This is a genomic window from Atribacterota bacterium (assembly GCA_028717805.1).
Classification (GTDB): Bacteria; Atribacterota; Phoenicimicrobiia; order Phoenicimicrobiales; family Stramentimicrobiaceae; genus Stramentimicrobium.
Genome location: JAQUNC010000037.1, coordinates 1 through 22,647 on the forward strand (window position 1 = coordinate 1; position 22,647 = coordinate 22,647).

Consider the following 22,647-nt stretch of genomic DNA (forward strand, 5'->3'; position numbering starts at 1 on the left):
CCGATGTGTTCCCTTCTATATTCAGTCAATTCTTCATCGTTCAACTTGTCTACTTCAATCTCATCTACAATAACCTTTCCGCTGTCACCCCGATCAACACCACCAATGATATTCAGCAGGGTGGTTTTACCCGAACCTGAGGGGCCAAGAATGACGCCAATCTCTCCTTTTCCTAATTTTATTTCTATACCCTTTAAAACCTCATTTTTAACTATACCCGTTGTGTAGGTCTTCTTTAAATCAGAGACATTAATAAACATGCTATTGTTCCCCCTTTTTATAGAAACACTGTTTCAGAATCTCAAAATATTCATCTGATTCACTGAGGATTTCCCTTCCAACATCTTCAATGGAATCAAGTTCATTCATATGTTGCTCAGCAAAGCTCAACATGGTCCAGTTAATTATATTAATCATTTTTTCACGGTCAATATCTTCCCGGAATTTGCTCCAATCAATATTTTGATAGCCTTTTTCCAGGCCACTTGCAATCAAGTCCTGTTTAAGTTTGCTAATTGCAGGCTTCACATCAGCTGCATACTCATGGGATACAGCCTTAAGAAAATTAAATGCGTGTGGAAACTTTTTATAAATCTTAAACTTTACCAATCCCAATTGTCTTATTCTGGTAAAGAAATCCGGTTCATTCCAATCCACTTCAGCGTAGATCTTTTTAATCACCTTTTCTACATAATCAAGCAAAAATAAGTATAGTTCCTTTTTATTATTAAAATAATTGAATAATGAGCCCTTGGAGATTCCCGCTTGTTTGATAATTTCGTTTGTGGATGCCTTGCCGTAACCATTGCGGGCAAATTCTTTTAGAGCTGCGTTAATGATACGTTCTTGTTTTTCTGATTCCAGGCTATGAAATTGTGAATAAATAATTGCCATCTCTTTTCCTTTTCTACGCAAAATTCAGAACAAAAAACATTATTGACCAGAGTGGTCATTTTTATGATACACTATAATGACCACAATAGTCAATAATATTTCATAAATATTTTATTGGAAAAAGAGTCTGAAGTTTTTTTGTAGCATACGCAGCTGTTTTAGGAGATAATTCATCTATTGAATTCTGTAAAAGATTTTTTAAGTGCGCCTATTGTACAATCATGCTTAATGCTTCTGCTATTTCAACAAGCTTGAGAGTGTCAATGATTTCCGGTTTATCTTTTTTGGTATGGGTTATGGTAGCCATCAGTTTTGGCATCTTTTCTGAGGTGAGGGCAATTGCCGGGCGACCCTGTTGCACAAATATCATATGATCTCCACTAAACCAGGACTCCCCTTCCTTTAGTCCGGGATAATTATTTAATACTGTAGATATCTTCTGTTGTAATTTATTATCAACTTCATAAAACGAGAAATCTGTTTTCCCATCTTTAAAACCGACATCATCAATGTTTACCGCAAATCGGATATTTTTGATATCAGTTCCATAACGTTTCAGGTAATCCATCTGTCCTCCTGCACTATAATGATCCTCTCCATTGAAGGCAATAAGTTCAACCCCAATGGGCTTTTTATATTGTAAGAGCATCTCTGCCAGCAACAGCAAAACGACTACACCGGAAGAATTGTCTGAAGCTCCCGGACTGTCTTCATAGGCATCAATGTGAGCACAAAATATAATTTTTTCCTCATAAGATTTATCTGGCAATCCTATTACATTCCATGCAGTAGACGGAATGCGTTCTGCCTGCAAATCCAGTTCAAACTGCTCTCCAGAATATGCTGAAATTTCTTCTCCTGTGAAGTCAGTACAATAAACCGAGGGAATGTTAAAATCTCCATCTACAATCAAAGGAAATGGATATAAAGCACCTACCAGGTCAGGATTTTTTGAGGTGGCAGTGATAATTGCAGCCGGATTTTTCTCCTCCAAAAGATTAATTATTTTTTTATGTTCATCTGGATTATAGAAAACAAAATTTTTAGGCATCAGTTGTTTTGAACAGATTTCACCCTTCATCAGCAATATTTTATTATTACAGTCAATATTCTCCAGATCTGTAACGGTAGATACATTTACCAATTCGGATTTTATATGACAACTCAAAGAATAAGGACTTTGATATACCTGAAATCTTTTATTTCCCAGGGTTAAGGTTACTGATTTAAACTTATAATCCAGGGTATGAAATGGTTTTGTATCAACCGTATAACCAAGCTTTTGTAAAATATCAGCACAATAAGCTGTGGCATCCCTATTGCCCTGTGACCCTGTATGCCTGTTTGGTTTGACATTACAAATCCGATACAGATATTCATCTGCTTTAGCCTGGTAATACTTTTTATCCATTTCTAACCTTCTATTCTATTATAATCTTTTTATTTTTTCTTAAAGTTGAGAAGTGTTTTAACAGTTAAAAGAGTCATAATCGTAATTTTCTTTATTTATTTACGACATAGAAACAAACACTATCATCATTATAAGCCCCATTACCTTTTAGCAGAGACTCAATAGCAGTGATTGCTGAAAAGCCTCTAGTCAGGAATAATTGTCTGACATCATTAATATCAAAATAGTGATTCCAGAAGCGATACAATTTCACCGGACTATTTTCTATAATAACAATATGCTGATCTAATGTAGCCTTGTTTTCAGGAAAATGGAAACTTTTATTTAAACAAATATATGGATCCGGACTAAAAAAACCACTTTCCGTCATTTCCCAGGAAGTCCCAAAGTTCATTTTTTTAACTTCTTCTTCGCTAATGGAATCAAACAGAAAAATCCCTTTTGGTTTTAATGCTGTCCTTATTATTTCAATCATTATTTTTCTCTCTTTCGGAATTAAAGCTCCAAAATCACAGTAAATCATCATAACCAGATCAAATTCATTCTCAAAGACCAGGTTCAAATAGTTTTCATTAATATAATGAATATTGGATTGATTTTTATCTCTTTCCTTTTTGGCATAATCAATAGAATGTTTTGAGAAATCCACCCCTGTTATACAGTAACCTTTTCTAGCTAACCTTTCTGCATAAAGTCCGGGACCACAACCTAAGTCTAAAATTTTTGAGCCAGGCTTAATCGTCTTATCAATCATATCTACCGTATCATCAATGGCCTCGAATGTACGGCTGGCAATTCCAATGCCAGGATTTAGATGCAGGTCTAACAGTTTTTTAGAGATATGCTGATCTGTCCACATGGTATCTGTCCCCATAACATAAGGTATCGGGTTTTCAGTTTCTTTTAGTAATTTTTGTATATTCATGAACATCTCTTCTTTTTATTTAGAATTAAACATGGTGCGTAAAAGGGGCATCTAATTAAAAGTGTTTCTGCACATCCTTATAACTGTAAACACCATAATCTGCAATATTCTCCGGGGTCAGGTTAATGATTTGTATATCATTCATATTTGTTCCTCCTGAATATGAAACTGGTAGTCTCCAGTTTCCAAAGAAAACATTTAACATCTAAAAAAGTAATTAATACTTCTTCAAGGTAAAAATGAAGAGAGTCAGGCTCAGCATTTGTTGTTTCTCTATTAAAATGTGAATACTGAGAACTAGCCCTCAAAGACCCAAATCATTATCTAATAGTCCTCTTACAGAGAACAAATCTTTCCACTACTTCATGTAGGAGCGTAATAATGATTTTGTGGAATATTGCTGTTGCCATTTCGATTACAATAGCCGAATCCGTCAAATAATCTTTTTGTATTCTTACTGCCGCATTTCTGGCAGGAGAAATCTCCCTTTTCCATATCTTTTATGGAGGCAGTAACCTCAAAAACATAGCTACAATCCTGACATTCATAATTATAGTTTGGCATCTTGTTTTGTCTCCCTTTCATGAGGTAGATGTATTATTGCTAAAATATTTTACATAATATTAAGTATTTTGGCAATAGACTGATATAAGCCTTCTAAAATCATCTGTTTGTTGGAAATCATTTTTTATTTCCCTATTGACATCATTCCATAATTTTCTCACCTGATAATATAAGGATAATTCACTTTTTGTAACAAAGTTTGACATTAATGGTATGATAATAAAAAATATTAACTAGTTATATGACCAGATAATATTTTGATATGGATCGAGGAAATAATAATGAGTAGTTTTAAAACTTTGCCTGAAATGCTCAAAGAGAGCGTTAAAAAATATAAAGAAAAGCCTGCTTTTAAAGTTAAAGAAGGTGATAAATTTGTTCCTATTAGCTATGAGGATTTCTACCAGAGGATAAAATCATTCGGAACTGGTTTACTTGATATCGGCATAAAAGAATTAGACCATATCGGCTTGATTAGTGAAAACCGCTTAGAATGGATTATCTCGGACCTGGCCATTATACATCTCAGAGCAGTAGATGTTCCCTGCAGCGGGAATAGTTCGCCGAAAGATATATATTTTAAACTTAATCATTCTGATGCCACTGCAGCAATATTAGAAGGAGAAAAACAGCTTGCTAATTTCCTGCAAATGCCACGGTCATTACCGGATATTAAAAATGTAATTTTGTTGGAGAAAATCAATCTCTTTTGCGAAAAAGACGAAGCCCCGGAATGGGGTATTCCCATTGCCTATATTGAAAATAACAGTATCAGCAAAAAATTTGAGCAGGCGGCAAATAATTTCATAAGGCATCAGAATACTGTTCTATTCTTATCACCAGATGCTAAAAAGTTTCTTGAACAATACCTGGAAAATAATCAAAAGGTATTAGACAAATCAAAAGATAATCTACCTGCTGATTTTATCAAAGAATCTATTCTACAAAGAGTACACACTATCGATAAAGAATTTAATCAGCAAAACTCTTTTAAAATTTATTCTTTTCAGCATCTTTGCCAAAAAGGACAGGAGCTATTAAAGGAAGGGAATAATCAATTTGAACAAATTGCTGATAGGATCAAGGAAGATGACCTGGCTACCATCATCTATACCTCAGGAACGACAGCAGATCCTAAAGGTGTTATGTTGATTCATTCCAATTTTGTTCATAATATTCGGGTAATGCCCCCAGTTCAAGAAATAAATGGAAATGACCGGTTTTTGTCGGTTCTTCCTTCCTGGCATATCTTTGAAAGAACAGCAGAATACTTATCCTTAACTGTTGGCGCCTCAACAGCTTATAGTAAGCCTTTTAAACAAATACTACTTCCTGATCTTGCCCAAGAGCAGCCGACTATAATGACCAGCGTTCCGAGAATATGGGAGAGTGTTTATCAAGGAGCTGTTGCAAAAGCTAGAAGAGGAAGCACAATTAAAAAGAAAATATTTGACTGGGCTTTTGGTGTAGGAGCAAGGTACAAAGAAGCAGAAAAAATTGCTAATAATGCCCTTCCGCTATTTGACAAATTGGAATTTACTCCAAAGGAGAGAAAAAAAGCCAGAAAGACCATGGCTTTATTGGGATGGCAATACAAATTGGCTGATATGCTGGTCTATAAGAAAATCAGGGAAGTTGCTGGCGGAAAACTAAGATTTGCCATCAGCGGTGGTGGAGCGCTACCGGATAATGTGGATAAATTCTTTGACATTGCAGGAATTTTTGTCTGTGAAGGATATGGGCTTACTGAAACCTCTCCGGTTTTATCTGCCCGAAATCCCAATGCCCGGATTATGTCTACTGTAGGAGTTACTATGCCTGAGGCTGAAATAAAAATCGTTGATAAGGATAACCTGAAAAAAGAAATACCCAATGGTCAAACTGGTATTATTTTAACCAAAGGACCAATGGTTATGCAGGGTTATTATAAAAACGAGCAGAAGACTGCTGAGGTTATCCAGGATGGCTGGTTTAATACCGGCGATCTAGGAAGAAAGACAAAAAACGGAAAATATTTGCAATTGGTAGGCAGGTCCAAAGATACCATAGTTTTAAGAGGGGGAGAAAATGTTGAGCCCCAGCCTCTGGAAGAAAAATTACTGGAAAGTGAGATTATAAATATGGCTGTGGTAGTAGGCCAGGATAAGCCTCGCCTGGGAGTTCTTATTGTCCCGAATTTTGACAATTTAAAATCATTTTGGGCAAAAGAAAAAACAAAAATTGAAAATCTAAGTGAATATATAAAAGATCCCAAAATTATTTCTCTATTCCAGCAAGAAGTCAGAAGACTGATATCCAGAGAAAATGGATTCAACCCCTATGAGACAGTGATGGGTTTAGCTCTATTTGCACGAGAATTTAGTGTGGAAACAGGTGAATTAACTGAAACATTAAAAGTAAAAAGATTTGAAATTCATAAGAAATTTGAAGAAATTATTAATAAAATATGTGGATAAATCTTAATCCTTAGCCTTTTACTGCTCTTATACTCTTATATTTTAGCTATTATATACAAGAAATCATCACTATTTTACTTTATTTTGCTGTCTACTATAAATACCCATGCCATGTGTAAAGCTTTTTCTTAAAACAGATAGAATTATGTTAGTGGAAACATGAGCAATTACGTAGAAGATATGAAATACTCTCCCCTGTTCCAGAATTTAAAGTGAAACATCATCTCAAGTCTTCACAATTGAAATTGCATAAATAATATCTAATATGAGTCCTGGCCACTTGATTTTAATAATTGGCTACAAAATATTGACGAATTAGGTATAATTAGTTTTTTCAAACAATGTTCAAAAATAGAAACAAAAATTGTTTTTTCTTACTAAAGATACAAGATTTTTATCGGGAACTAATTTTAAGTAATTATGAGGGAATAAACATAGTGATAATTCCAGACTGGAAAAGTGGTTTTCAAATGATCAAATCCGGTGAAATAGATGCTATTGTTGGGTGAATATGAATTAGCCTAGAGCAAAGTAACAAGCCTTTATATTTCTGTATCCCCTCCTGTCTTTATTCAACTATAAACCCCTTTAATTTCGCATTGACTTTTATACTTATTAATAATAGAATTATGTTATTAATAAGTATAATATGGAATAGGAAGGAGTTGATATTTATGTTAGTCACTAAACAGGCACCAAACTTCTCTGGTTCAGCTTTTCACCAGGGAAAAATTAAAAAAGTATCTTTAGAAGATTATCGTGGCAAATGGGTTGTTTTATGTTTCTACCCAGGAGATTTTACTTTTGTCTGACCCACCGAAATTTCACACATAGCCGTGAGCTATGACAAGCTTCAAGCATTAAATGTAGAGGTACTTTCGGTAAGTACAGACAGTGTATGGTCACACAAAATTTGGAATGAAACTGAGCTCAGCAAAATGGTTGGCAAAGATATTCCATTCCCAATGGTCTCAGATCAGGGAGGAGCTATCGGAAAATTGTATGATGTATATGATGAATCTGCTGGAGTAAATGTTCGAGGAAGATTTTTAATTGATCCCGAAGGTATTATCCAAGCAGCTGAGGTTTTGAGCCCCCCAGTGGGAAGAAATCCTGCAGAGCTTCTGCGACAGATCAAAGCATATCAGCACCATCAGAAAACAGGTGAAGTTATGCCTTCCGGTTGGACAGAAGGTGGAACCACACTAAAGCCTTCGCCAGCATTATCAGGAAATGTCTGGAAAGTGTGGAATCCCACAAAAAAGTAAGATCCACATAAGGGATTGTTTGTTATATTCGATTTTGATTGTTGATCGCTTTTACAGGCTTGGTTTGTTTGTACTGCAAACTGATCAAGCCTTTAATAATATACGACCTCCTCTTACCTATTAAAATAAAATTGATATCATATTTATAATGACATGAGCTGTTATAATAGGTATTATGCTTTCTTCACTTTTTTTGTGCATTACATATCCAAAGGTATAGCCAAGCAAAAAAGTACTCATTAATATAAGTATTATCTTTAAAGGTGGAGCTTTTAAGTCCATAATAAAGTGTGTTAAAGCAAACAAAATAACTTGAATAGTGTTACCCTTTATAAATCCGATATTATTTATAATCTTCTTAGCAATAAAACCTTGTTTGTAATTAGCTCAATCTTCCGATAGAGCAATTCGCCAATTGACTTCTAAGTCATATATTAGTATAATTTTTATAAAATAACCAACCAGTTCTTCATTTATGGTATCTTTTCTGCTAAATATTTTTACTTTATAAGTATCCTATCTTTTCCAATTTGTCAAAGACCCTGAAATTTAGTGTCTTTGAAATAAAAATTATGGAGGCGTTAGTTATGAAAACATTAAATTCAAGTCCTGTCTTTACTCCCATTTCAATCGGGAATATAAAACTAAAGAATAGACTGGTCGTTTCGCCTATGGTAACTGTTTATTGTGACCAGGAAGGAATGGCTACTGAGCAATTTATTGCTTATCATGAAACAAAGGCCAAAGGCGGTTGGGGGATGATTATTGTCGAAGACTATGCGGTTGATCCATTAGGAAGAGGATTTTGGACCACCGGCTTATGGAAGGATGAACAAATCAAATCTCATATGCAATTAACCGAAAGAGTGCATAATGCAGGCTCTAAGATTATTGCTCAAATTTACCACTGCGGAAGACAAACTACTTCTGCTGTCATCGGAGAACAGCCAGTTTCAGCTTCTCCGTTACCATGTCCTGTTTTAGGTCAAATTCCTCGCGAGTTAACTGTTCCGGAAATTAAAAAAATAATTTCGCAATTTGGCGACACTGCTTTACGTGCCAAAAAAGCTGGCTTTGACGGCGTTGAGGTCCATGGAGCACATGGTTACTTAATTGCTCAATTTATGTCTAAGTATTCAAACAAACGTGGTGATGAATATGGCGGTTCTTTAGAACACCGTATAAGATTCCCCTTAGAAATAATTAAAAATATCAGGGAAAAATGCGGTCCTGATTTTATGATAGCCTTTAGAATTTCAGGAGATGACAAAGTTCCTGGTGGACGAACAATAGAAGAAACAAAAAGAATTGCCATCAGACTGGAAAAACAAGGTGTTGATCTGCTGCACATTTCCGCAGGTACCTATGAAAGTACATGGGCCATTATACCTCCTATGAATATCAATCCCGGTTGGATTGTAGACTATGCCGAGGAAGTAAAAAAAGTGGTCAATATTCCGGTTATGACTGTTGGACGTATTAATGATCCATATTTGGCTGAAAGTATACTATTATCAGAAAAAGCAGATTTAATTTCCATGGGAAGAGCATCTCTTGCAGATCCTGAATTGCCAAATAAATTCGCTAATGGTCAATATGAAGACATTAGACCTTGTATTGGGTGCCAACAAGGATGTCTGGAGATTTTATTTAAAAATGAACCAATACGCTGCTTGGTCAATCCTACTTTAGGATACGAGTACTTAAAGGAATTTAAGAAAGCTGAAAATCCTAAGAAAATAACTGTGGTAGGAGCAGGTCCAGCCGGTTTGGAAGCAGCCAGAACAGCAGCATTAGCCGGTCACAAAGTAACTCTTTATGAAAAGAATGACCATTTGGGTGGACAATTTGCTACCGCAGCTATTCCGCCATCAAAAGGAGATATATCTGCATTTGTTTCCTGGTTAGGAGTGCAAATTAGAAAACTTGGAGTAGATATTAAATTGAATACAGAATATACATCTGCAACAAGTGACAGGGAGAAACCGGATCTGATAATTATCGCTACCGGCTCTATTCCTTTGAAACCACCAATCTCTGGTATTGACGGGGAAAATGTTGTTACCGCTCAGGATGTATTATTAGGCAAAGTAAGCACTAAAGATAAAGTTGTAGTTGCTGGTGGTGGCCAGGTTGGATGTGAAACTGCTCTATATCTTGCTTCTTTAGGCAAACAGGTAACTATAGTTGAAATGTTGCCTATCATTGCCGGGGATGAAGAATTTACCCGTCGCATATTTTTAATGAAAGCAGTTAAAGAAAACAATATAGAATATTTCACAGACACAAAAGTTAAAGGAATCAACATAGATTGCGTACAATGTGAAACCGGTCAACAAAAAACTATAGAGATTAAAGCTGCAACCGTTGTTTTGGCTCTGGGTATGAAATCCAATAATACTCTTGCTCAGGAATTAGAAGGGAAAGTACCAATAAAGGTGGTCGGAGATGCGGTAGAAACCAGAGATGCACTTGAAGCGGTAAGAGAAGGATTCTTGGCAGCAGTGCAAGCTTAGGATAGGATTAGAATAACAGACAGGAGATATAAAAAGTACTACTCCTTACCAGAGGAAAAAATATTTATGCCTAATTTTCATAACAGAAGCAAGAGGAAAAAATATTTTAACGAAATTGATTCTGGGATCAAGAAGATGAAAGAATATCATTCAAGAGACTTGATACTGATTCATCACAATGATTCTGACGGGCTTACGTCCGGTGCTATTCTGTTAAAGGCATTTACGAGAGCCGGTTATAATATAAACCGGTTTTGCCTCGAAAAACCCTATCCTGCTGTACTTGAAAAGCTCTTTGCTAGGACCGAAGGAAAGATGGTCGTCTTTGTAGATTTTGCCGGAGGGATAGCTCCGTTCATTGCTGATCTCAATAATCGGAAAAACCTGGTCTTAATCCTTGACCACCATACCGCAAAACAAACGGATGATCCCATGGTGCTGAACTTTAATCCTGATTTTTTTGGATATAAAGGAGATCGGGATATATCAGCCTCCGTGGTCTGCTATCACTTTGCCGTATGCCTTAACCCTAGAAACAAAGATTTAGTTCATATTGCTGCCTTTGGAGGAATCGCCGATTTTTATTACCGCGAGCACCAGATTCATTCTTTTAACCTGGAATGTTTTGAGGAAGCTCGAATTGCCGGTTTAATGCGCAAAGAGACTGATTATGAGGAAGAACAGTTTTATATCAAACTGGGTAGCCGGGAAGTGAATGTGGTATCTTTCTATCCCATGCTTGATATTGCCGGTGGTGTTGGGTATTACAGCAAAGGTCCCGAGGTGGCTATCAACCTGCTTTTAGAAGGCATTACTGATGAAAATATGTTATTTATTGAAGATTTAAAAAAAGTAAAAGAAAAAATATTTTCCAGTGAGATAGAAAGGCTAAAGAAGGGGGGACTTATTGTCGGTAGCAATATTCAGTGGTTTGATACCAACGCACGTTTGAAACCGATGGGCGTAAAAATGATAGGAATTTTCTGTAATGAGATTGCCGAAATGGACTTTATGGATCAGAACAAATATATTGCCGGCTATCAGAAAATCCCGGACCTAATTCCCGGTTTTGGCTCTATCACTATGGGACAGACAAAAATGTCAATGAGAACTTCTAAAAAACTTTCAAAGGCTATCCTGCACAAAGAAATGCCCGGAATTGATCGTTTTCTTCCCCAAGCAACAATAAATCTTGGGGGCTTTGCGGATGCCTGCCATTCGATTGCCGCAGCGGTTACCATCCCTGTCGGTAAGGAGTATGAGCTGATTGAAGAAGCAGAAAGGCTGCTAAAAGAGGAAATACTTAAAAGGAAGGTAGTAAAAAAATAAGGAACTCATCACTAGTGTATCAATTTTTCAGTTTCTGGATCAAATAGCAGAATGTCATTCTCAGGGAAATGAAGAAATACGCTCTCGCCTGGATTCAACTCCTGTTCCCTCTGCATTAATACCTTAAGCTCAAGTTTTCCATAAACTACATACACAACTGTTTCCGATCCCGCTGGAAGAACAGTTTTAATCTTTGTTTTTAGCCTATTTTCACCAGGATTTGTTTCTATTGATATTCTTTCAGCCCTGATTGCCATGACAACTCTATTATCAGCAGTTTTTATCTTTTTATAGGAAGTTTTAAGAACATCGCCACTCTCTGTCACTACTGATACCTTATCCTCCGCTATTTCATATCTACCATGAATCAGGTTAATCCGGGGGGTACCGATAAAGTCTGCAACAAAAAGGTTTTTCGGAAAATGATAAATCTGTTTAGGATGATTCATCTGTTCAATTTTTCCATTATTAAGGACTGCAATATTGCTGGCCATGGTCAGTCCCTCAATTTGATCATGTGTCACATAGATTGTCGTAGCAGCAAGATGTGCGTGGAACGTTTTGATTTCTGCCCGCATCTCATCTCGCAATTTTGCATCAAGGTTCGATAAGGGTTCATCCATCAGAAAAAGGGGCGGGTCACTGGCCAGCATTCGAGCCAGGGCAACCCTCTGCTGCTGCCCTCCGCTCATTTCCTGCGGATATCGCTCAGACATATCATCAAGACGCATATAAGCAAGGGATTCCTGAACCTTCTTTTTAATATCACTTTCTTTCATTTTCTTTACACGAAGCCCAAAAGCAATATTTTCAAAAACGGTTAGATGTGGCCACAAGGCATAACTCTGAAATACAAGCCCCAGGCCTCTTTCTCTAGCAGGTATACAGATTCCTTTCTCACTTGAAAACATGATCTTATCCTTGATTCTTATCTCACCGGCAGTCGGAGTCTCAAGGCCAGCAATCATCCTTAAGATGGTGGTCTTGCCACAGCCCGAAGGACCTAACAAAACCAGAAAAGATTTTTCATCCACAGAAAACGATATATTATCCACTGCAGTCACCTTATCAAAATTTTTAGTCAGATTTTTAACCTCTACATAACTCATTTATATCAATTCCTCCATTATTCAATTTCACTGGTTTTGGCAATTCTATTGGCAAGAAAAGAACCTGCAAAAATAATCATTACCACCAGCAAGCTAATGGCACTGGAATACTGAACATACCCCTGCTCCTGGTATCGGAAGGTCATTGTGGTAAGGGTTCTCGTTCCCGGCGTTACTAGCAGAATAATTAGGGCAAGTTCTCTCATGACAGTTATAAAAACAAGTATAAATCCTGCAACTGAACTCCTGATACTTAAAGGAAATATAATTTTACGAAATCTTGTTCCCCATCCAGCTCCTGCAATCTCACCAGCTTCCTCAAGTTCTCCTCCAATCTGCAGCATGGAAGATATTCCCGCTCGGGAGGAAAAAGGAAGCTCCTTGGCAGCATTAATCATAACCAGGAGTATAAATGTTCCGTAAAGGGCAGGAATGGGGCCTATTCTTTTGATGAAGAGAGATAGATAAAGGGCACTGAAAGCTATGGAAGGCACCAGGTAGGGAAGAAAAGAGATCTGATCAAGCACCTTCGGAAGTCTTTCTCTGCGGCCTTTAACAACGGCATATCCGATGAAAATACCCAGAAAGCCTGCTAAAATTGAAGCTGTTACCGCTAGTCTTACACTGTTCCAGGCACCTTTTAAGATAGCTGGATTCCTGAGAAGACCAGCCTCCCCCTCGGCAAAAGAAGTACCTCCTCTGCCAATCCAAAAATGGAATGTCAGATTTTGAAGTGAATAACTTCCTGGATATAATGAAACAGTCTCTACAGTGAGAAGTAAAAGTGGTAGCACTACTGAAATAAAGATGATAAAAAATACGATCGGTAAAATAATTGACTTCGCTTTTCCCACAGGTGTAAGTGTAATGGTAAATCCCTTACCACCAATGGTAGCAAAACTTTTTCTCTCTCCGACTGCCTGCTGATTCAAAAAGATAATGAAAGAAGATATTCCGATAAGAACAAAGGAAAGGATAAATCCTGTTGCAGAATTGCGGTTGATAATACTGGAATAAATCTGCACCGGGATGGTAAAAAATCTTACCGGAGATCCCAGAAAATAAGGCGTGCTGAATATCCCAATGGTTCTAGAAAAGGTTAAAATAAAACTGGAAAGGATTGCCGGCATGACCAGAGGAAGCGTGATACGCCACAATACATATCCTCTTGTGGCTCCGAGGATTTCACCTGATTCTTCTAACCTTGAATCAATACTCTTCAATGCAGCGGAAACCAGAAGATAAGCATATGGATAGTAATGGAGAGAGAGTGTTACAATGATCGGAAAAACACCGTATGAAATCCAGTTTGGGGGAGAAATACCTGTTAGAGATTGAAAAACCCCGGTTACCCCTCCTATCCTATCATTCTTAAAAAGTGTCAGCCAACTTAATGCGTGGATATAAGAAGGAACCATGTAGGGAATGACAGCAACCGCTGAAATGAATTTTTTGTATGGGATGTCCGTTCTTGCTACTAACCAGGCCATAAAAATACCAATCAGAAGGGCAAAAAATGAAACACCAATACCTACTATGATTGTATTCTTAAGTGGTATCCATAGAACTGTATTTGTAAGTATTGAAGAAAATACCCTTTTCCAGTGAAAAAAAGTAAAACTACCTGGATCTGCTTCTCTGGAAAGCCTGATATCTTCCGTCTGCCAGATAAATGTGGAGTATAACATGGTAATGACCGGAATGATAATGAGCATGGTTACAATGATTAGTAAAAATAATGTCATGATAATATGAGGTTGACGGAGATAATTAATGTTTCTTCTGATAGCTGTTCTCAAATTCACAGTAGATATACCCTTTAACAATTGCAGTCTTCTCATTCTGTTATCCCTTTAGATCTATAATTAAAAAGTCAGACAGTCGGAAAAAGCTAAGTCGGCTGTCTGACTTTTAATAAATCAAATTTACTGTACAAGGTTGATATTCCAGAAATCAAGTACCTTCTGCCCTTCTAACCAGACATAATCAGGTGAAGCTGACCATGAGGGAATCTCAGTAATTAGTTTCATTCCTTCAACAGGGGGAACATCCACGCGAACGGAGAAGTTTCCTGCTACATAATAAGGTTCATATCCTTCGCCACCCTTTTCGTCACCCAGCATATAACGGAGCAGGAGTTTAGCAGCGTTAGGATGTGGAGTTTTGTTAACTGCAAGCTGTACAACCTCAATTTCAAATCCCTCTACGGGACTGAGGTTTTCCGCAAAAGCAAATTTCAGGTTTGGATTACTTTCTATATCACGTACTCTAGAGAATGCTGTCAGTCCAACCGGGGGAGTGTCCTGATCGGAAAGTCCAACTGCATTGGAGATATCATTAGTGGAACCCAAAACAATGGCATCATTGTTAAGTATCCGGTAAAGCCATTCGTAACCGGCATTCTCCACCCCAGGGCTCAGTGTAATCTTTTCCTGGAAGACTTTTTCATATTCCTCAGCCATCTCGTCAGCATGCTCAACAATGGCTGTATAGATCTCAACAAATTCAGGAAGTTTCATCGGATCTGGCATGATGACCTTGCCTTTCCATTCCGGTTTTGTCAGATCCCAGAGGGAGGCAAAGGGAGCCTGGGTATTTTTTGCAGTATTATAAACAAAACCCTGAATGCTGGTATGGTGAACCAGCATTGGTTCCTGGTACTGCTCAGGGATCGTATCTTTTAAATCCGCCGGAATATAGTTGTGGGCAAGCCCTTTTGCCACCAGTACATTATGCACAACGGCAACATCTTTCAGAAAGATGACATCAGCAACATAATTGCCGGCAGTCTGTTCAGCGGTCACCTTGGTTACAATATCACCAGAATCCATATCATATCCGTTTACCTTGATCCCGGGATATTTTTGCTCAAATGTTTCGCCGAATTTATGAACCCTTGAAGAGTAGGAGTAGATATTGACCTCCCCTTCTGCCTTTGCAGCTTCATACAGTGCCTGTTCATCGAATGTATCCTCTGTATATGGTCCCAATTTTACTTCCTTGAGCCATGCCTCTGTTTCACTGCTTAATTCCTGTCCTACTGCCCCAGCATAAAATACCGCTGAAAAAACAAGTGTCATAAACAAAACAGCAATTAAATTTTTCTTCATAATACCCTCCTTTATTTATTTTACAAACAAAAGTATGTAAACTTTTTTTTCTTCTTCGGTCACTGAAGAATTTGATGATAAATTACACAAAATTATTATGAAATTTTACCTTTTTAGTATACAACGTTCATTCTTGGAGTGTCAATCAGACTTTATCCCTCTATTTTTTCCATTGCTCTTAGTTTTATAGTGTCTGTCTCAAGACGACAGCTGATGAACTTTCTTTTGGGAAAAGCGGTAAGCTTCACAAAGCCATCGACGGCCTTATTTTTTATTACAGCTCAGGTAAAATGCCTTTGAAATTTTTATCTTTTTTATTCTCCGTTATAACCTAAAGTTTTTTCTCCTCGAGAGCAGTGATGACCAGCTCCTTTCTTTCAGGTGACAATTGATTACACTGCCATTTTCTTGCAGCATCGACTGATTCACCTGCCAGACTTCAAGATGATTATAAATAGACCAGTTCTTCACTTTCTAGAGTGATTCTGGTAAAGCGATTACCCTGGTAAGCAGTGACGATGGTACTATAAATGCGTGGTTCATCATCAGCCAGGTGGGTAAACTGGATAACCACATCCTGAGAAAAATTACCATTCTGATCTAAATCGAGCTCCAGTTCCGAAATGACTCCATCTCCGTAGGTGATGACAGTCACTCGTCCTCCAGTCGTTGAACCGCTTATCTGAAGATGGACATAACCGAAAGTTAGGTTATTGATAGACTCGCTGCCAGTGTACCAGTCAACATTAGTGAGAGTCAATTCAGGTGTATACTCCAGGCAGCCTGTATAGAATAAAATGAATGTGATAATGAGCAATAGACTGATTTTTTTCATAACATACTCCTATCTTTTGTTTGGATGAATCCATTGCAGATAATAGAAATATAGATTTTTTCTAATCCTAATTATACTACCATAAGGTATTCTGAAATAATGAGTTCGAATCAAAAGAAGATCATCAGAATGAAAAACAGTATCTTGTCAGACAGAAGATTTGGCTTAAAAATCCTTTTGATATACCCGGTAAATCTTATAAGGTACAAGACCGGCATTCTCCATGACTCTGCGAGAGCGAAGATTGTTTTCACTGATGAGCGAACCTTCTATAAATTCATATTCCTTCCTTCCTGCTACTTCTAAGATTTGCTGGAAAATAGCAGCATTGACTGCCTTATTGCGAAATTCCGGAATAACAAACTGAGCCAATCCTCTCATTCCTTTAATTTTTCTTTTATACCATAAATATTTAAATATGCCTAGAGGAAACAGACTACCCTTCATTCTTTTCAATACCTGGTTATAGTCAGGGAAAGTAAAAATAAAACCAATAGGTTTTTCTCCTGAACGGGCAATATAAATTAAATCAGGATCAATAAATGGAAGAAATTTTTTTACCTCTAAAGCAAATTCTTCATAGCTTGGCGGATTAGCATATTCGAATCCGTTTTCCTCCTCCTTTCTATCATAAATAATTTTATTTATGATTTCCATAACATCTTTAATCTCTCAATTTAATAGATTAATATTAATTTTATCAATTGTGAAATGGTATTTCTTCATAGCAAAAGCAGACACTTTTTCTACTCTTGTTTTAAGTTTTGCTATATTATTTGAGTAATAAGCATAAAAATCAGTATCCTTAATCAATCCATATTCTGCTAAGAGCTTTTGGTAATAAGGGGGATGATAGTAATTCATCAAAACTGGGGGGGGTATTGAACTCTTTTATCAACAAACCTCTGTCTTCCACATCATCATCTGGACAGAGAGGCCCAATGATAGTTTTGATATCCTGTTTTTGAAGCCAGGCAATTGCAGAATCCATAAGGGCTTTCAATACTTTAGATGAGTTAACCATCTCCAGATACCCAAAATATCCTGTTTTTCGGCTGCTTCTCAAGTTCTTTTTCAGATTAATTCCCACCAGAATACGGCCTAAAGGAATATTATTTTCCCAAACCATAAAAAAGGCAGAAGGACCACATTTTATTTTACCGGTAGAGTCTTGTCCGAGAAGTGACTTCCATAAATCATTCTTTAACGGAGCAACCCAATGGGAATCATTGTGATAAATTTTCCAGGCAAAATTGATAAATGTATATATTTCTTTTTTATTTTTTTCTAACTCACGAACTTGCAATATTGTTTGTTATTCTTATAATATTTTAATATAAAAATTTCCTTTCCCATAATTTTCACCAAAGTGAAATAGTACTAATTCACCCTATTATATTTTTTTTTCAAAATTTACTATTTTAAATCAATTCTTTAAAGAATTTTGTAAAAAATAAATAAGAAAATGGTTTATGTGATCATTCCTGAAAACCTGATTCTATTATAAATAATTGTTTTGTGGCTTATGTTTTTTTCTTGACTCTAATGCTGCAAGGCACCAATTACCGGTATCAGCATTGCTCCGGTTAATCTTTTTTGTAATTCCCTGGCCACATGTAAAGAATTCCCAGTACCTGAGAAATAATAGATTTCTGTTTTCATTTTATCTCCTTTTGAAATAGTCAAACAGGAGAATGTTTTTTAGGGGCAAATTACAGTTCGTACATCACTTCCAAATATTTCCATATTATCTATCCATTACTTCATTAATAGAAGAAGCATCCAAAGGTATTGTTTTTGTTATAACAAAGGTTTTCCTATTTTTATAAGACGAACTGCTTTCATAAAAACACCTCTTGTTAATAACTTTTTCCTCTTCCTTCTATTGGCAATACACATTCCACAATACCAGATCTAATCCCATAATAAATATCATGCAAATTAATCGTAGTACAGCCATGGCTAGGAATTAATTCTATTTTTTGTCCTAGAGTAAAGGACTTCTTTGCATCCTTATTTACTTTAAGCATCCCATGCTCTTCTGAAAGTTTATACAATTCAAGCTCTTCTCTATTATCCTTTGGGATAGGCATACCAAAATCCTTACTTATAGATTTTATCCCGGCATCAATAATTACTCTACCATTACTTGGGATACTTATAATAGAAGTAAGCACACTTAGCGCGGTTTTAAAAGTGCCCCCTACACCCTCTATGGTTTCATATTTGCTATCCATGGTTAAATAACTGCCTGCTTCAAGTTCTGTAACATCCGGGTGCAGTCCTGTAATCATATACGTACCAGTTCCAGCACAACTGATTATTGGACAGAATATGGATTCATTTTCCAGTAATTGTTTGGTATAGCTTACCTTTTCAAGTGCTTTCGCAGTTTCTTTTCGCCTTTCTTCCAAAGATTCAATGAACATAACATGCCCTTCATAAGCCATAATTCCTAAAAAATTCAAACCTTGTAATTCTAGCAATTTCTTAATAAAAGGTACAGCTGGATCCCCTGATTCTACCCCACAACGATTCATCCCGATATTAACTTCAACTAAATAATTTACTATAACACCTTTTTCTAAAGCCTTCTTAGAAATCTCTGCCGCATTCTGTTCATGGTCAATTGCAACTTTGACATCAGTATAAGCTGCCAAATTTACTAACCTTCTGATTTTTTGTTCTCCCACCACTTCATTGGTAATAAGAATATCCTTGATACCGGATTTAGCTAGTATTTCTGCTTCTGATAATTTTTGGCAAGTAATCCCAATCGCCCCAGCTGCAAGTTGCTTGTGTGCTAAAAAAGGACTCTTATGTGTTTTAAAGTGTGGTCTAATTAATTTCCTATTCTTTCTAACAATGTCTGCCATTTTATTAAGATTATCTTCCAGTATATCAAGTTCCAGCAATAAAGCAGGTGTTTCAATTTCATTCACATTGGCGCCAATTATATATCTCTCCATTAACTTCTCCTTATTTGATATATGTATACTATTACTACTATTATTAATACAAAATCAGATAAATGTCTATATCATCCTAAGACTAAGAAGAACATCAAACAAAAGCCACTACCTATATCGTGTTGTACAATCCAATAAGTTGTCCAAAAAACTGTCACCGCAACAATAAAAATAAACTCATTGACAGGTAAAAATAATTCCTATAGAATTAGTTCATTGAACATATTGCTTTTTAACACTTCAATTCTTTATTGATTTTTTTGAAAGAGAAGTAAATTATGGAATTCTTAATACATCCTGAAAAATATGAAAGCCTCGGAATAATTGGATTTCCTAATTTTGTCTTCTTTGTGCCTGGCTGACGTTGTTTTAATACAAAATAGCGGTCGGCTATATAACCCCTTGCTAAAATTAAACACTATTCAACAACTTCAAATCACCTTAATATTTTAATTTTATCATCCCGGTATGCCCCATTTATAGCTGACAAGCTATCCATTAATCTCCCGTTTGCTTGCTATATTTATTTTAATTTGAACAAATTTTTTAATTAAATAAGATTATAAAAGCTGAATTGGAAAGGAAAAATCATTGATGTTAAAAAATTTATTTTCCTCACGTAAATCAATCATCATTACTGGAGCCTTTATCGGCATAGCGGCAACTATACTACAAAAATTGGGCAACCCTGCCAATATGGGTATCTGTGTAGCCTGTTTTGAAAGAGATATTGCCGGTGCTTTAGGATTGCACAGGGCAGCGGTCGTTCAGTATATCAGACCTGAGATTATAGGCTTTGTCCTGGGCTCTCTGATTGCTGCCCTGGTCTTCAAAGAATTTAAGCCCAGAGGAGGTTCGTCTCCCCTGATTCGCCTTGTCTTAGGTTTTCTGGCTATGATTGGATCTTTGGTCTTCCTGGGCTGTCCCTGGAGAGCCTTGCTGCGTTTATCCGGCGGAGATGGTAATGCCCTCTTCGGCATTGCAGGATTAGTGGCTGGCATCTCTATTGGTATCTTCTTTATCAAATCCGGTTATAATCTGGGACGTAATAAAAGAACCAGGCCTCTGGCAGGCTGGGTTTTACCTTCAATCATGGCTGGACTTTGGTTATTGCTGGTCTTCAGAACTCAATTGTCCACTGGAGCAGTATTTTTCAGTACTGAAGGTCCTGGCTCTCAACATGCCCCGGTCCTGATTGCCTTACTGATTGCCTTAATTATTGGTTTTGTTGCCCAGAGAACCAGATTCTGCACAGTAGCTGCTGCCCGGGATGTTCTTCTGATTAAAGACACTTACCTGTTTACCGGAGTAATCAGTTTATTGATAGCAGCCTGGATCAGCAATATCATATTAGGACAATTTAATCCGGGATTTCAAGGACAGCCTGTTGCCCATACCAATCAAATCTGGAATTTTGGAGGAATGGTTTTAGCCGGACTTGCCTTTACGCTGACCGGTGGCTGTCCTGGGCGTCAGCTCTTTCTTTCCGGAGAAGGAGATACTGATGCTGCAGTATTCGTTTTGGGCATGATTTTTGGCGCAGGTTTTGCTCACAATTTTGCTACCGCCAGCTCCGGCAGCGGACCAGGTGTCTGGGGACCTGCGGCAGTTATCGTGGGATTGATTCTTTGTCTATTAATTGGATTCAGTATGAGTGATTTAACCAAAAAGAAAAAGGAGGTATCAGTTTAATGGTTGAAAGATTTGATGTAAGAGGGCTATCCTGTCCACTTCCGGTGGTAAAGGTTAGGAATAAATTGACAGAACTGAAAGAAGGTATTTTACAGGTATTGGTAGATACCGGAACAGCCAAAGATAACATCACCCGCATGGCTAATAATAATGGCTGGAAGGTAGAAGTAAAGGAACAAGAGGAAGAATACTTATTAACAATCGCTAAATAAATGACCAAATAGGAAAGGAAAATCATGATCTATTTTGATAATGCGGCAACCTCTTATCCTAAACCGAAAGAGGTCATAGAAGCAATTATTGATTTCACAGAAAATATCGGAGCAAGTCCCGGACGTTCGGGACACCGTCTATCCATTGAAGCAGGGAGAATTCTTTATCAATGCCGGGAAAATCTGGCTGAGCTGTTTAACGTCTCTGATCCTTTGAGAATTATCTTTACCTTGAACATAACAGAAGCCATCAACCTGGTATTAAGGGGTTTGCTGCATAGAGGAGACCATGTCCTCACCAGCAGTATGGAACATAACGCTGTTATGCGCCCCTTGCGGGAACTGGAAAAAAACGGTGTTCAGGTGCAGGTTATCTCCTGCTCCGCTGATGGCACCCTTGATCCAGAAGATATCAATAAAGCTATAAAAGAGAATACTGCCCTAATTGTCTTAAACCATGCCTCAAATGTTACCGGTACTTTACTGCCAATTCGGTCTGTCGGAGAAATAGCTAGAAAAAGCAATATTCTTTTCCTGGTTGACGCTGCCCAGACAGCAGGTGCCTGCCCGATAGATATAGTAAAGAATAATATTGACCTTTTGGCTTTTACAGGTCATAAAGGCCTCTTTGGACCGACAGGAACCGGAGGACTGGTCATAGGAGAAAGAGTAAATATCCAAAGAATTATCCCTCTCAAGACCGGAGGGACTGGCAGCCGGTCAGAATCGGAAATCCATCCTGATTTCCTCCCTGACCGGTACGAAAGCGGGACACCAAATATAGCTGGAATAGCCGGACTGAATGCAGGAATTCGTTACATTCTAAAAAGAGGAATCAAACAGATATACCAGCAGGAGCTGTCCTTAACCGATAAATTAATTTCAGGTTTAAAGGAAATACCTGGGATTATCGTATACGGTAAAAACAGCATTGAAAACCGGGTAGCTGTGGTTTCTTTTAATATTCAGCATCAGTCTCCTTCTGATATCGGATTAAAGCTTGATGAAGACCATGATCTTATGTGCCGGGTTGGCTTGCATTGTTCTCCTGCTTCCCATAAGACCATAGGAACTTTTCCCACTGGAACAGTCCGTTTCAGTATGAGCATCTTTAATACGAATGAGGATATAAAAAAGGCAGTTAGGGTTGTCAGCAAAATCGCAAAAGGAAATAAACAGAAAGGTTAATAAAATGACTGAATCAGGACGAAAAGGTGTTGTTATCTTTTATTCAACCAGCGGGGCTATCAAAACAGAAAGTTTAGCAAAGAAACAAGGGCTTGTTGTTAAGCTTATCCCGGTGCCCCGTCATTTAAGCTCTGATTGCGGTATATGCTTAAGTTTTAACTTTGATGAC

19 protein-coding genes are annotated in these 22,647 nt (G+C 37.3%); 7 read left to right on the forward strand and 12 right to left on the reverse strand.

What is annotated here, in order from left to right:
• The 5 genes from PHD84_08380 to PHD84_08400 form a co-directional block, all read right to left on the reverse strand.
• On the reverse strand, nucleotides 1-260 hold a 260-nt coding region (locus tag PHD84_08380; protein MDD5637813.1), incomplete at its 3' end, for an ATP-binding cassette domain-containing protein.
• Nucleotide 261: 1 nt separating this feature from the next.
• Complete coding sequence (locus PHD84_08385; GenBank protein ID MDD5637814.1) at nucleotides 262-894, reverse strand: TetR/AcrR family transcriptional regulator; 633 nt, start codon at nucleotides 892-894, stop codon at nucleotides 262-264.
• Nucleotides 895-1,102: 208 nt separating this feature from the next.
• A complete protein-coding gene (locus PHD84_08390; protein ID MDD5637815.1) occupies nucleotides 1,103-2,305 on the reverse strand; it encodes a M28 family peptidase in 1,203 nt (400 codons plus the stop codon).
• Nucleotides 2,306-2,396: 91 nt separating this feature from the next.
• Nucleotides 2,397-3,230 (reverse strand): class I SAM-dependent methyltransferase, encoded by an 834-nt coding sequence (locus PHD84_08395; GenBank protein ID MDD5637816.1) that lies wholly within the window; start codon nucleotides 3,228-3,230, stop codon nucleotides 2,397-2,399.
• Nucleotides 3,231-3,593: 363 nt separating this feature from the next.
• Nucleotides 3,594-3,794, reverse strand: coding sequence for a zinc ribbon domain-containing protein (locus PHD84_08400; GenBank protein ID MDD5637817.1), 201 nt, complete (start codon nucleotides 3,792-3,794; stop codon nucleotides 3,594-3,596).
• Nucleotides 3,795-4,075: 281 nt separating this feature from the next.
• Between PHD84_08400 and PHD84_08405 the strand changes: the two genes are divergently transcribed.
• From PHD84_08405 to PHD84_08420, 4 genes are all read left to right on the forward strand, one after another.
• Nucleotides 4,076-6,250 (forward strand): long-chain fatty acid--CoA ligase, encoded by a 2,175-nt coding sequence (locus PHD84_08405; protein ID MDD5637818.1) that lies wholly within the window; start codon nucleotides 4,076-4,078, stop codon nucleotides 6,248-6,250.
• 674 nt (nucleotides 6,251-6,924) lie between these two features.
• A complete protein-coding gene (gene prxU, locus PHD84_08410) occupies nucleotides 6,925-7,518 on the forward strand; it encodes a thioredoxin-dependent peroxiredoxin (GenBank protein MDD5637819.1) in 594 nt (197 codons plus the stop codon).
• Nucleotides 7,519-8,105: 587 nt separating this feature from the next.
• The gene (locus tag PHD84_08415; protein ID MDD5637820.1) at nucleotides 8,106-10,034 is read left to right on the forward strand and encodes an FAD-dependent oxidoreductase; all 1,929 of its coding nucleotides are present in this window, start codon (nucleotides 8,106-8,108) and stop codon (nucleotides 10,032-10,034) included.
• 66 nt (nucleotides 10,035-10,100) lie between these two features.
• Nucleotides 10,101-11,363 (forward strand): hypothetical protein, encoded by a 1,263-nt coding sequence (locus PHD84_08420; GenBank protein ID MDD5637821.1) that lies wholly within the window; start codon nucleotides 10,101-10,103, stop codon nucleotides 11,361-11,363.
• Between the two features lie 11 nt (nucleotides 11,364-11,374).
• Here PHD84_08420 and PHD84_08425 read toward each other — a convergent pair whose 3' ends face one another.
• The 7 genes from PHD84_08425 to PHD84_08455 all read right to left on the reverse strand — a co-directional run bounded on the left by PHD84_08425 (nucleotide 11,375) and on the right by PHD84_08455 (nucleotide 19,386).
• Entirely contained in the window at nucleotides 11,375-12,472 is a 1,098-nt protein-coding gene (locus PHD84_08425) for an ABC transporter ATP-binding protein (GenBank protein ID MDD5637822.1), read from the reverse strand.
• A gap of 17 nt (nucleotides 12,473-12,489) precedes the next feature.
• Nucleotides 12,490-14,313, reverse strand: coding sequence for an iron ABC transporter permease (locus tag PHD84_08430; protein ID MDD5637823.1), 1,824 nt, complete (start codon nucleotides 14,311-14,313; stop codon nucleotides 12,490-12,492).
• A gap of 84 nt (nucleotides 14,314-14,397) precedes the next feature.
• Entirely contained in the window at nucleotides 14,398-15,582 is a 1,185-nt protein-coding gene (locus tag PHD84_08435; GenBank protein ID MDD5637824.1) for an ABC transporter substrate-binding protein, read from the reverse strand.
• Between the two features lie 448 nt (nucleotides 15,583-16,030).
• Nucleotides 16,031-16,417, reverse strand: coding sequence for a hypothetical protein (locus PHD84_08440; protein ID MDD5637825.1), 387 nt, complete (start codon nucleotides 16,415-16,417; stop codon nucleotides 16,031-16,033).
• Nucleotides 16,418-16,582: 165 nt separating this feature from the next.
• Nucleotides 16,583-17,074, reverse strand: a complete 492-nt coding sequence (locus tag PHD84_08445; GenBank protein ID MDD5637826.1) for a hypothetical protein — start codon at nucleotides 17,072-17,074, stop codon at nucleotides 16,583-16,585.
• 148 nt (nucleotides 17,075-17,222) lie between these two features.
• Nucleotides 17,223-17,723: a hypothetical protein gene (locus PHD84_08450; protein ID MDD5637827.1), complete on the reverse strand. Its 501-nt coding sequence runs from the start codon at nucleotides 17,721-17,723 to the stop codon at nucleotides 17,223-17,225.
• 553 nt (nucleotides 17,724-18,276) lie between these two features.
• A complete protein-coding gene (locus PHD84_08455; protein MDD5637828.1) occupies nucleotides 18,277-19,386 on the reverse strand; it encodes a DSD1 family PLP-dependent enzyme in 1,110 nt (369 codons plus the stop codon).
• Nucleotides 19,387-19,980: 594 nt separating this feature from the next.
• On the opposite strand from PHD84_08455, the gene yedE reads away from it, so the two are divergent.
• The 3 genes from yedE to PHD84_08470 are packed head-to-tail and all read left to right on the forward strand — an operon-like array spanning nucleotide 19,981 to nucleotide 22,478.
• Nucleotides 19,981-21,078, forward strand: a complete 1,098-nt coding sequence (gene yedE / locus PHD84_08460; GenBank protein ID MDD5637829.1) for a YedE family putative selenium transporter — start codon at nucleotides 19,981-19,983, stop codon at nucleotides 21,076-21,078.
• Entirely contained in the window at nucleotides 21,078-21,290 is a 213-nt protein-coding gene (locus tag PHD84_08465) for a sulfurtransferase TusA family protein (protein ID MDD5637830.1), read from the forward strand. The genes yedE and PHD84_08465 overlap by 1 nt, the downstream gene beginning before the upstream one ends.
• Before the next feature lie 24 nt (nucleotides 21,291-21,314).
• Entirely contained in the window at nucleotides 21,315-22,478 is a 1,164-nt protein-coding gene (locus PHD84_08470; protein MDD5637831.1) for an aminotransferase class V-fold PLP-dependent enzyme, read from the forward strand.
• Nucleotides 22,479-22,647 lie beyond the last annotated feature (169 nt).

Coding starts and splice junctions, on each gene's coding strand:
- PHD84_08385 (MDD5637814.1), bottom strand. CDS start 894: ATGGCAATTATTTATTCACAATTTCATAGCCTGGAATCAGAAAAACAA.
- PHD84_08455 (MDD5637828.1), bottom strand. CDS start 19,386: ATGGAGAGATATATAATTGGCGCCAATGTGAATGAAATTGAAACACCT.
- PHD84_08440 (MDD5637825.1), bottom strand. CDS start 16,417: ATGAAAAAAATCAGTCTATTGCTCATTATCACATTCATTTTATTCTAT.
- PHD84_08420 (MDD5637821.1), top strand. CDS start 10,101: ATGCCTAATTTTCATAACAGAAGCAAGAGGAAAAAATATTTTAACGAA.
- PHD84_08425 (MDD5637822.1), bottom strand. CDS start 12,472: ATGAGTTATGTAGAGGTTAAAAATCTGACTAAAAATTTTGATAAGGTG.
- PHD84_08445 (MDD5637826.1), bottom strand. CDS start 17,074: ATGGAAATCATAAATAAAATTATTTATGATAGAAAGGAGGAGGAAAAC.
- PHD84_08470 (MDD5637831.1), top strand. CDS start 21,315: ATGATCTATTTTGATAATGCGGCAACCTCTTATCCTAAACCGAAAGAG.
- PHD84_08435 (MDD5637824.1), bottom strand. CDS start 15,582: ATGAAGAAAAATTTAATTGCTGTTTTGTTTATGACACTTGTTTTTTCA.
- PHD84_08465 (MDD5637830.1), top strand. CDS start 21,078: ATGGTTGAAAGATTTGATGTAAGAGGGCTATCCTGTCCACTTCCGGTG.
- PHD84_08390 (MDD5637815.1), bottom strand. CDS start 2,305: ATGGATAAAAAGTATTACCAGGCTAAAGCAGATGAATATCTGTATCGG.
- yedE (MDD5637829.1), top strand. CDS start 19,981: ATGTTAAAAAATTTATTTTCCTCACGTAAATCAATCATCATTACTGGA.
- PHD84_08430 (MDD5637823.1), bottom strand. CDS start 14,313: ATGAGAAGACTGCAATTGTTAAAGGGTATATCTACTGTGAATTTGAGA.
- PHD84_08395 (MDD5637816.1), bottom strand. CDS start 3,230: ATGAATATACAAAAATTACTAAAAGAAACTGAAAACCCGATACCTTAT.
- PHD84_08415 (MDD5637820.1), top strand. CDS start 8,106: ATGAAAACATTAAATTCAAGTCCTGTCTTTACTCCCATTTCAATCGGG.
- PHD84_08400 (MDD5637817.1), bottom strand. CDS start 3,794: ATGCCAAACTATAATTATGAATGTCAGGATTGTAGCTATGTTTTTGAG.
- PHD84_08405 (MDD5637818.1), top strand. CDS start 4,076: ATGAGTAGTTTTAAAACTTTGCCTGAAATGCTCAAAGAGAGCGTTAAA.